Consider the following 11,150-nt stretch of genomic DNA (forward strand, 5'->3'; position numbering starts at 1 on the left):
CCGAGGTGCCGTTATCGCAGTCCAATTTCCGGACTGCTGCCAGTATCTAGTGCTTAGTTCGGATTCCCACGCTGTCGTTTGCGCGGATGTCGCTGGCGGATGCTCCAACGCTCACGGTGAAGGTTCCGGATGCCTGAGTCCATTGGTTCGTGGCGGCGTCCCATGTGGAGAGCGGGTGTGCTGCGGAGGAACCGTCGATCCAGAGGTCGATTGTCTGGCTGGCCCCGGGCGCGAGCTCAGAGGTGCGCTGGTAGGCGGCCAGTGACTTGCCCGGCGCCCCGGCGGTAGCAGGAAGGGTCAGGTAGACCTGTGCTATTTCGGTGCCTGCTGCCTGCCCGGTGTTTTTCACGTCGAAAGTGACGTGGATCTTGCCGCCCTTGGCACTGTTGGCGGAGTTTACGTGCAGGTTGTTGTATTCGAAGGTTGAGTACGAAAGGCCATGGCCGAAGGGGAATAGGGGAGCGACGTTGTTTTCGTCGTACCACTTGTAGCCGACTTCGAGTCCTTCGGTGTAGTCCACCTGCCGGATGCCTTTGCTGTCGACGACGCCGGGGAATTGTTTGATGTCGTTGCCTGTAGGTGTCTCCGCCAAAGACTTAGGGAAGGTCATCGGCAGTTTCCCGGTGAAGTTGACGTCACCCCAGAGGAGGTTTACGAGTGCCGGGCCCTGCTGTTCACCTGGGTACCAGGCTTCCACCACGCTGGAAACGTCGTTGAGCCATGGCATGGTGACGGCACTTCCGGTTTCGAGGACCACAATGACTTTCGAGCCGGGCTTTTTCGCGGCCGTGACTGCCTGGATGAGGGCGTCACCGCCGTTATCGAGGGACATTGATGTTGGGTCGGTGAATTCGCCCATAATTTTGCTTGCGAAGACGATGGTGGTGTCCGCGTTTGCCGCTGCGGCCTTGGCGCTGGTTAGGTCTTTGCCGTTGTCGTAAATGAAGTTACCGCCGGCGGCGTTGACCTTTTCCCGGATGGAATCGGCGGGTGCTACGACGCCATCGCATTTCAGTGCCGGGCCGAAGAACGATTGGCTGCAGACTGTGACAGCGTTAGGGGTAACCGTGGTATCGGCGCTGGCCTGAGAACCGATGACGGCCACAGTCTGCTTCGAGGTGGTCAGGGGCAGTGCACTGCTCTCGTTCTTGAGTAGAACTGCGCCCTTCTCGGCGATCTCCCGCGCTGCGGCTATTGTCTCCGGCGTGCGCGTGTTGACTGCCCTGTTGGCCAAAGGGTCGGTGGCCTTGGTCGCGCTGATGGGCGCGTCAAAGACGCCATGGGCGATGTAGGACCGAACGACGCTGTAGGCGGACTCATAAATGTCCTGCAGGGTCAGGGCGCCCGTTGCCACTGCTTCGTTGAGTTGGGCAGGGCTCGTGTGGGAGGGCCGGTTGATTTCTTGTCCGAGTCCGGCCTTGACCGCGCCAACGGTGGTCATTTTGGCGCCCGAATCAGAGAGGACGAAGCCCTTGAATCCCATGTCGTTCTTCAGGGCGCCGAGCGTGTCCGGGTTCTCGCAGGCGTAGACGCTGTTGATCTGGTTGTACGCGCACATTACGGCGCCCGGGTCACTCAGGGAGAGCGCGATTTCGAAGGGACGCTCGTACACTTCGCGCAGCGTCCGTTCATCCACGTTGGACGATTGGGTCGTCCTGTTGGTTTCCTGCTCGTTCGCCACGTAGTGCTTCAGCGTGGCAAAGACACCGGGATTGCTCTGCAGCCCATTGATTTGCTGCGCGGCCATTGTTCCTGACAGGAGGGAATCTTCGCCGAAATACTCGGGAGTTCTGCCGGCAAGGACGGAGCGGCCCGAAGAAATGCCGGGAGTCAGGACCCCCTGATAGCCCTTGGCGTACCCTTCCTCACCAAGCAGGGCACCCTTTTGGTAGGCGAGTTCTTCGTCCCAGGTAGCACCGAGTGCAATCTGGGCCGGGTATGCAGTTGAGTTTGCCTGGCGGATCCCGTCAGGCCCATCTGTCAGACCGACGGTTGGGGTACAGGGGAGTTGGAGTGAGCCGTAGTCGGCTCCCGAGGACCCATGCTTCTGCTCCGTGGGGTAGTTCGCGCCGAATTCGTTCAGCCATCGGTACATCTGATTTTTGCTGCTGTAATGCAGCAAGGCATCCGCGCGCTGTTCCGCCGTCTTGGAACGGTCCATCCAGGGCGCGGTGGCACAGTTGGCTGTCCAGCCGGCGGCCAGGGTGCTGATGTCAGAACCTGCGTACGGTTGCCACGTCTCTGCTGCCGAAGCCGGCAACATCGGTGTCATTCCGGCGGACGCCAAGGCAGCCATCCCCGAAACAGTGATGGATACCATCCTGCGTCGAATGAACGAGCCACGGGCAGCATCGGGAGTTCTCCGCTGCTGTCCTTGTCTGGAATACCTCAATGGATTCTCCTTTGAATGGGTGTCGACCGCTGGTCGAGAGTGAGCGCGAGCTGTCGGGGCATGCGGCATCCGAGACTATTGCTGACAAAGAAAAGCGTCTTACTGTCTACGCAACAGCCTCTGGAAGAAAGTTTTTCGAAACATGCCCCCAACTCGGCCACGTAAACCCTAGGGACGCGACACAATCAGTGTCAATAGGAAGGCAAATAGTTTCTGCAGACAGAAAATGTTTCGAACGTACCCCCGGAAGGTGTGACGTTCAGACGTCGGTAGTGCTTCTATCTTCCGGGCGCGGCTGTCGAATCGCGAACTTCCAAGGATGTCGACAGCTGGATGTGTTTGGAATCCGGCTCCTGACCGTCGTGCATTTGGAGGACGGTCCGAAGGGCCATGCGCCCCATAGCCTCCAGGGGCTGGCGGACTGTTGTGAGCTGTGGGGAGGACCAGGAAGCGAGCCGCGTGTCGTCGAAGCCGACCACACTTAGCTGGTCGGGCACAGCCAGGTCGAGCGATCTTGCTGCCTCGATGACGCCAAGGGCGATGGTATCTGACCCGGCGAATATTGCTGTCGGGGGGTGGGGCAACGTTAGTTGCTTGATGGCCAGGTCCCTGCCCGCCTCGTAGGTGAACAGGCCCCAGGATGTGAGGTTGGGGTCCAGATCCAGTCCGGCCGCCTCCAGCGCGGCCCGGAACCCGTGGTAACGCTCCTGGTTTGAGCCGGAAGCCTTGGGCCCACCAATGAAGCCAACGCGCTCGTGACCCAGTTCAACGAGATGCCCGGCCGCTTCAAGTCCGCCGGCCCAGTTCGTTGCACCAACGCTGACAATGTCCGGCCTGCCGAAGTTTATGGGATCCACGACCACTAACGGGACAGAGGCCCGTGCCAGTGCACGAAGATGCTGACTGGTCATTTGGGAAGTTACGACGATGATGCCGGTTCGGCCTTTGGCGCGTACTTCCCGGCCCCAGCCGGCATCATCCTCAGCGTCCCTGGGGATGATGCGAACGACAATGTCCACACCCATCTCCGTCCCGGCAGCAATGACACCCTCAAGAATCTGCGTCGAATAGGGGTTGACGATGCTGTCGAACACGATGTCCACGACCGGGTCCCGCACATCAGACCGGAATGTGGTCGGCGAGTACTCCAGAGCCTTCGCTGCCTCCATCACGCGCTGACGGGTCTCTTCCGAAACGTCCGGGCGGAGGTTCAGGACCTTCGAGACGGTTCCGACAGAGACACCCGAACGTGCGGCCACTTCATTCAGCGTCGCTCGTCGTGGCTTGGTTGCTGGCTGTTTCTCACTCAAGCTTTTTCTCCCGGCAGAGCTTCTTGGTCCGCAAACTTTTCGTTGCCAGTTGCAACTATATCGCTGGGTTGCAGAGAAGTCCTTGACTGTGTCCACGACAGCGCCTAATGTTTTGGCGACAATTTATCGGTTAGGTTCGAAACTTTTTCGGACACTCCTAAAAAACACCTTCGAAAAAAGGATGAGCAATGAAGCTTGCACCAGTCACCCGCCGCACCGCGATTGCGTTTGCCATGGTTGGAGCCCTGAGCCTGTCCGCCTGCGGGACCGGCCCGGGAAACGCGGAGTCGAAGACCGCCTCCGCGTGGGCTCTCACCGGCGGCGACGAGCAGACGTTCCGGGGATCATTCGATGAATGGAACCAGGCCCACCCGGAACAGAAAATCGACTCCCAGTTCTTCGCCAACGACGCGTTCAAGGAGAAGGTCCGCTCCTCCGTTGGTTCCGGCAACGCCCCGACGCTCATCTACTCCTGGGCCGGCGGCACATTGACCGACTACGTGAAGAACAAGAACGTGGTCGATATTACGGATAAGACGAAGGAACTGACCTCGCGTCTGATCCCATCCGTTGCCGCCAACGGCGTTGTTGATGGGAAGACCTACGCTGTGCCGAACAATTCCATGCAGTCGGTTGTGCTCTGGTACAACAAGGGCATGTTCGAACAGGAGGGCCTCCAGCCGCCACAGACCTGGGACGAGCTCATGGACCTGGTGCCAAAATTTAATGACAAGGGCATCGCGCCATTCGCTCTCGCTGGAGCCAGCAAGTGGCCCGAACTCATGTGGCTTGCATACCTCGCTGACCGCATCGGCGGACCTGAAGCATTCCAGGCAGTCGTCGACGGAAAGAAGGATGCCTGGTCGAACCCGGCCTTCAAAGAATCCCTCGAAAAGATCCAGGACCTGGTGAAGGCAAACGGTTTCATGAAGGGCTACGAGTCCACCACCACTGATGCCACCGCGGACATTGCAGCCTTCTACACAGGCAAGACCGCCATGATCCTGCAGGGGTCCTGGGTCTACCCCAACTACAAGAATGACGCGAAGGATTTCTTCGCAGCAGGCAACGTCGGTTACACGAACTTCCCCTCGGTCAGCGGTGGCAAGGGTGACCCCGCAAACATCATCGGAAACCCCGCAAACTTCTGGTCTGTCTCCTCCTCATCCAGCACTGAAGCGCAGGACGCCGCCACGAGCTACCTCAACACAGCCGTCCTGGACGACGCCTACGTCGACGGTCTGCTGAAGGGCGGCGCAGTTCCCCCGATCAAGGGCATCGAGGACAAGATTGCCAAGCTCGATGACGCCGACTACCTCGGCTGGGTCTACAAGCGGGCAGTCGATGCTCCAAGCTTCCAGCTCTCCTGGGACCAGGCGTTGCCGGCTTCACAGGCACAGGCGCTCCTGACGAACCTTGACCAGGTCTTCCTGAACCAGATGACCCCACAGGGATTCGTTGATGCAATGAACGCAACACTGGGTTCGTGATCCCGTGACCGCAATAAACACAGGGATCGGCGCGCGCCGCCGCCGCGCCGGTTCCACCCTGATCATGGCCGCCCCCGCGCTCATTTTGTTCGGCGTTTTCGCCGTTATCCCCCTTGTCGGCGTCGTTTTTCTCAGCCTCACGTCCTGGGACGGCCTTGGTACCCCGGCCTGGGTTGGCTTCGGCAACTGGCCCAAGGCGTTCGCGGATCCACTGACCTACAACGCCCTGCGGCTGACTCTGCTGGTTATGGTCGTGAGCTGGATCGTCCAGACACCTCTCAGCCTGCTGCTGGGTGTGTTTACCGCAGGACACCAGAAATACCGGACAGTGCTCTCGGTGCTTTACTTCGTGCCGCTTCTGCTGTCCTCTGCGGCCATCGCGATCGCCTTCAAAGCACTGCTTGACCCCACGTTCGGACTTGGCTCGATCGAAGGCCTCGGGATCCTTGCCCAGAACTGGCTCGGTGACCCGGTCCTGGCTCTGGCGACGGTCATTTTCGTGATCGCCTGGCAGTTCGTTCCCTTCCACACGCTTCTCTTTGCCGCCGGCGTCCGACAAATCCCGGCCTCCATGTATGAGGCTTCAACACTCGATGGCGCGGGCAGGTTCCAGCAGTTCTGGTACATTACCCTGCCCCAGCTGAAGCACACCCTCATCACCTCAACAACGCTGATCCTGATCGGATCACTCACCTACTTCGACCTGATCTTCGTCCTCACCCAGGGCGGTCCCGGAACTGCAACCCGTGTCCTCGCCCTCGACATGTACCTGAGAGGGTTCCGGTCCTACAACATGGGCGTCGCCAGCGTCATCGCCGTCATCCTGGCCGTGGTAGGAGTCGGGCTCGCGATCCTGCTGAGCCGCCTCAGCGGATCCAACCGCATGACAAGCCAGAGAGAAGGTGCATGATGACTGCGCTTACTGCGAACGACACCTTAACAACAAGTCCTGCGCCGAAGGCCCAGGGACGGCGCCGGCTCGGTGGCCGGAGCGCGCCGAACATCCTTGGAGCGGTCGGCGGTTTCCTCTGGCTCGCTATCATCATGGCCCCGATCTACTACGTGATCATCACCAGCCTTAAGACGCAGGCAGACATCTACGCGGATGGTCCCTTGGCGCTGCCTGCCAACCCGACGCTGGAGAATTATGTTCTCGTCCTGCAGAACGATTTCGTGCGGTACTTCACCAACAGCCTCGTTGTCACAGTGGTCGCTACGGCGCTCACCCTCGTTGTGTCGCTCCTCGCCGCCTACCCGATTGTGCGCAGCAGCAGCCGCCTCGCCAAGGGGACGATGTCGCTCTACCTGCTCGGCCTCGCGATTCCCCTGCAGGCCACGATCATCCCCGTGTATCTCCTGATTACGCGGCTCGGACTGTATGACACGCTGTGGGCGATCATCCTGCCCGCAGCGGCCTTCGCGATCCCCCTCAGCGTCCTGATCATCGTCAACTTCCTCAGGGACATCCCCCAGGAACTTTTCGAATCAATGCGCATGGATGGCGCGGGGGACTGGCGGATCATGCGTTCCCTTGTCCTGCCTCTCGTGCAGCCTGCGCTGGTCACCGTGGGAATCTACAACGCCCTTGGCGTCTGGAACGGATTCCTGTTCCCGCTGATTCTCACCCAAAGCCCCGAGAACCGTGTCCTCCCCCTCTCGCTGTGGACCTTCCAGGGACAGTTCTCAGTCAACGTGCCCGCAATCCTCGCTGCCGTTGTCCTCTCCGCGCTGCCGATGCTGGCAGCTTACATTTTCGGCCGTCGCTACCTCGTGGCCGGTCTGACCGCAGGATTCGGAAAATGACGCAAGAACAAGATCAAATCGACGGCCCCTGGCGCTCACCTGACACGCCCACCCAACACCGCGCAGCATCCCTTCTGGCAGTTCTCACCAGGGACGAGAAGATCAGTGCCGCAACCGGAGACCTGGAACCGCTGAACAAGTATGGGATTCCTGTTCTGTTATCACAGGACGGGCCCAACGGGTTGTCCCTGCCCGGCACAACCTCCTTTCCGTCGGGCTATTCCCTTGCGGCGACTTTTGACGAGGGCCTCGCCTGGGCCTTCGGCAAAGCCATTGGAACAGAGCTTCGAGGAAAGGCCCGTGCAGTATGGCTGGGCCCGGCCGTGGACATCACACGATCACCGTACGCGGGCCGCCAGACGGAGGCCTTCGGTGAAGACCCTGTACTCTCCGGCCACACGGCGCGTGCTGCCATCCTGGGCGCAAAGTCCACGCACACGATCCAAACCGTGAAGCACTTCGTGTCCAACAATCAGGAAACCGAACGAATCGGCTACCGCCGCGGAGACGGCGACCGGACACCGGGCATTGATGTTCGCGTCAACGAACGCGCCTTGGAAGAGATCTACATCCAGCCGTTCCGCGAAGCGATCCGAGACGGCGGCGCAGACGCGGTGATGTGCTCCTACAACCGGCTCGACGGGGTACAGGCGTGCGAGAACAAACCGCTTCTCGACCTCATCAAGTCCGATTGGGACGGCGTGGTGACACCGGACTACCGCTGGGCCGTGCGGGATCAGGCGGCAGCGGCAGCAGCGGGCGTTGACCTGCCCCAGTTTGACCAGGGAAACGGAGGACGAAACCGCGACGTGTTCGACTCGGACCTCGTCACAGAGGACCGGTTGGATGACAGCGTCCGGCGGATCCTCACCATGGTCTTCAGTTCCGGTCTGTTCGACCACCCGCTTCCCACCGCCGCACGCGATATCGTCAGCACCTTCGAGCACCGCGAACTCGCCACCAGAATCGCGGCAGAAGGATCTGTCCTGCTCAAGAATGACTCCCTGCTTCCGCTTGCACCTGCGCCCGGGACAAGGATCGCCGTAATCGGTCCGGCGGCCGCCGACGCCGTCTTCACCATCGGCGGTTCCGCTGCCGTCACAACACCCGTGGAAGAGCTCAGCACACCTTTGGGTGCAATTGACGCCCGGTCCGGACCCGGCATAACTGTGCAGCACGCCCAAGGTACACGCGGTGACGCACCTTTCCCCGACAGTATTGATACCCACCTGACCACCACGGGTGAAAACGGTCAGCAGGGTTGGAGCGCCAGCTATTGGAACGCAGTGGACCGTCACGGCGATCCGGCAGTGACCCGCGTCGAGAAGCAGATCTTCCATGACGGACTGCCCGACAACATGGGGGAAGACTTTTCGGCGCGCTGGACGACCAACCTCCTGCCCGAAGAGACAGGGCGGCACTACTTCACCCTGCTGTTCAGTGGAAGAGCTCGCCTCCTCATCGACGGAACGGAAATCGCCTCCGGCGAACGCGAGGAAATTGTCTTCCTGGCCGGGCCGCAGCTGCCCCTCTCAGGTCATGCCGACCTCGCCGCCGGGCAACCCGTCGAGATCGTCGTCGAATACACCACCGAGGCGGCGGGCTTCCACACCCCCTCGATCTCCCTCACCTGGCAACCCCCCAGCGCCTCCGGAATCGCCGAAGCCGCCGAAGTGGCATCACACGCAGACGCGGCCATCGTCTTCGCCAATTTTGTGGCATCGGAAGGAATGGACAGGCAGTCCCTGGCATTGCCCGGAGACCAGAACGCACTGATCACTGCAGTTGCAGCAGCGAACCCGAAAACGATTGTTGTACTCAACACCGGCGGCGCCGTCGTGATGCCGTGGATCAATGACGTGTCAGCCGTGGTCCAGGCCTGGTACCCCGGGCAGATGTTCGGCGATGCCATCGCATCGGTCCTTTTCGGAGACGTCCAGGGCCTGGGCCGGCTTCCGGTCAGTTTCCCCCAGTCCGAAGACGTTGATATGGCATCCGGGACCATTCCCGAATCTCAAGCGGGAGCGCTCGACTACACGGAAGGCACCCATGTGGGATACCGGTGGTTTGATCACGCAGGAGTTCAGCCGCTGTTCGCATTCGGACACGGTCTTGAATACACCTCGTTCGACTACAGCGCGCTGTCAGTGACGACACTGAACGAAGAAACTGAGGTCCAATTCACCATCCGAAACACTGGGGCAAGGCCCGGAACCGCCACACCGCAGATCTATGTCGGGCCGGCACATGGCGCAGGTGCAAACCCTGAACGGATACTAGCCGGTTTCGGCCGCTTCCACCTGCAGCCCGGGGAAACACTCAGGGTGGCGATTGATCTCCCTGCCGAACAGTTGTGCTCCTGGTTGCCGTCAGGCGCCAAAGAATTCTCTCCAGACAGGGAGTACTGCGTGGGGGAGTCCCACGACGACCTACGTTTGAGGGCTGACCTTACCAACGCCAGCAGGGCGGAAGCATGAGGGTGACGGACGAGATCAGCACTGCAAACCGGTACGAGAATGCGCAAGAGGACGCCACCACGCTCATCAGCAATCCCGTACTACGGGGCTTCAACCCGGACCCGTCAATTGTGCGGCGAGGCAATGATTACTACATCGCCACCTCGACGTTCGAATGGTTCCCTGCCGTCCAGCTCCATCATTCGACAGACCTTGCCAACTGGGCGCTCGTCGGTCACGGTATCAGCGATGACCGCATCAACCTGCGGGGAGTGCCGGCCTCGGGCGGAGTCTGGGCGCCCTGTCTGAGCGTCGACCAGGCGACCGGGCGCTTCTACCTTGTCTTCTCCATCATGAAGAGCCAGGTGGCCGAAGCGTTCGACGTCGACAACTACGTCATTTGGGCGGACGACATCACCGGTCCATGGTCCCAACCCCAGTACCTGACCAGCGTAGGCTTCGACGCATCACTCTTCCATGACGATGACGGATCGAAATGGGTCGTCACCCTGGAATGGGAAACCCGTGAGGGGCACGAGCACCCGGGGTGGATCGTCATCCAGTCGTTTAATCCGGACAATGGCGAGGTGGGCGACCCCGTCCGCATCAACCACGGAATTACGGACCGTGGAGCAGTCGAGGCTCCCCACCTGTACAAGCACAACGGGTACTACTACCTCATGACCGCCGAGGGCGGGACCGGGTTTGGCCACGGTGTGTGCCTGGCCCGATCAACCAGCATCGAAGGGCCCTACGAGTCCGATCCCGGGAGCCCCTTCATTACCAGCTGGCCAATTCCATACTTTGGACGCAACAATCGCGCCTACCTTCGTGAGGAGTACTTCAACCCCGCGACAGCTGTGCAGAAGGCAGGGCACGGCAGCCTCGTGGACACGCCCGACGGCAACTGGTACGTGGCACATTTATCGTCACGAACCCTGCCTGGCACCAAACTTTCCGTACTCGGGCGCGAAACTTCGCTGCAGAACGTGAAGTGGACAGACGAAGGGTGGCTGCGGCTTGAATCCGGCGGGAACATGGCCTCCGAAACATACACCGTACGGGGAACGCCGGTTCCTGATCCCTGCCGAGATGTGACGACCAGCTTCGAGGGAGGATTGAGTCCCCAGTTCGCTTCACTACGCGGCCCGACTGCCCCCACGTGGTGCCGGACGGGGAAAGATGGGATGGAACTTGTGGGCCGAGACTCCCTCTTTTCAAGGTTCGACCCGTCCATCATCGCAACACGGCTCACCGAGTTCGACGCCGATGCACAGACGACGCTCTCTTTTGACCCGTCCCACTTCTCACAGACCGCAGGTCTCGTTGTGTACTACGACAACATGAACTTCGCCTTCGCCCGGCTGACATGGGATGAAGCACGAGAAAGCCATGTGGTTGGACTGATACTCGCCAAGAAGGGCGAGAAACTCGAATTCCCCCTTGCCGAGCAGGCGGTACCGTGGGCAACAGTGGAAGACATCTCGCTGCGTGCAGAAATCCGAAGCGGCACCGTGCAGTTCCGCTTTACCAGGGAAGACAAGCAATGGGAACCGTTGGGTTCAGCACTGGACATCACCCACCTGTCCGATGAAATCGCGGGCGGTTTCACAGGAACCTTCGTCGGAGTGGCCGCGACAGACGGAGTCAGAAAGAGCAGAATCGCCACATTCCGCAACTTCTCTCTGGCGCACCTGCA

7 protein-coding genes are annotated in these 11,150 nt (G+C 60.5%); 5 read left to right on the forward strand and 2 right to left on the reverse strand.

What is annotated here, in order from left to right:
• Positions 1-46: 46 nt before the first annotated feature.
• The gene (locus P2Q66_RS07115; protein WP_275726738.1) at positions 47-2,272 is read right to left on the reverse strand and encodes a glycoside hydrolase family 3 C-terminal domain-containing protein; all 2,226 of its coding nucleotides are present in this window, start codon (positions 2,270-2,272) and stop codon (positions 47-49) included.
• Between the two features lie 398 nt (positions 2,273-2,670).
• Positions 2,671-3,651: a LacI family DNA-binding transcriptional regulator gene (locus P2Q66_RS07120; RefSeq protein ID WP_275726740.1), complete on the reverse strand. Its 981-nt coding sequence runs from the start codon at positions 3,649-3,651 to the stop codon at positions 2,671-2,673.
• 239 nt (positions 3,652-3,890) lie between these two features.
• Here P2Q66_RS07120 and P2Q66_RS07125 point away from each other — a divergent pair, with 239 nt between their 5' ends.
• The 5 genes from P2Q66_RS07125 to P2Q66_RS07145 all read left to right on the forward strand — a co-directional run.
• Positions 3,891-5,192 (forward strand): extracellular solute-binding protein, encoded by a 1,302-nt coding sequence (locus tag P2Q66_RS07125; RefSeq protein WP_275726742.1) that lies wholly within the window; start codon positions 3,891-3,893, stop codon positions 5,190-5,192.
• A gap of 64 nt (positions 5,193-5,256) precedes the next feature.
• The gene (locus tag P2Q66_RS07130; protein WP_275726749.1) at positions 5,257-6,102 is read left to right on the forward strand and encodes a sugar ABC transporter permease; all 846 of its coding nucleotides are present in this window, start codon (positions 5,257-5,259) and stop codon (positions 6,100-6,102) included.
• A 134-nt stretch (positions 6,103-6,236) separates the two neighbouring features.
• Positions 6,237-6,995 (forward strand): carbohydrate ABC transporter permease, encoded by a 759-nt coding sequence (locus P2Q66_RS07135; protein ID WP_275726752.1) that lies wholly within the window; start codon positions 6,237-6,239, stop codon positions 6,993-6,995.
• The gene (locus tag P2Q66_RS07140; RefSeq protein WP_275726745.1) at positions 6,992-9,472 is read left to right on the forward strand and encodes a glycoside hydrolase family 3 C-terminal domain-containing protein; all 2,481 of its coding nucleotides are present in this window, start codon (positions 6,992-6,994) and stop codon (positions 9,470-9,472) included. Before P2Q66_RS07135 ends, P2Q66_RS07140 begins: the two co-directional genes overlap by 4 nt.
• Positions 9,469-11,150 (forward strand): glycoside hydrolase family 43 protein (locus P2Q66_RS07145; protein WP_275726747.1); only part of this gene is annotated, 1,682 nt, incomplete at its 3' end. The genes P2Q66_RS07140 and P2Q66_RS07145, both read left to right, overlap by 4 nt.

The organism is Arthrobacter sp. Cr_A7, from assembly GCF_029222765.1.
Lineage (GTDB): Bacteria > Actinomycetota > Actinomycetes > Actinomycetales > Micrococcaceae > Arthrobacter.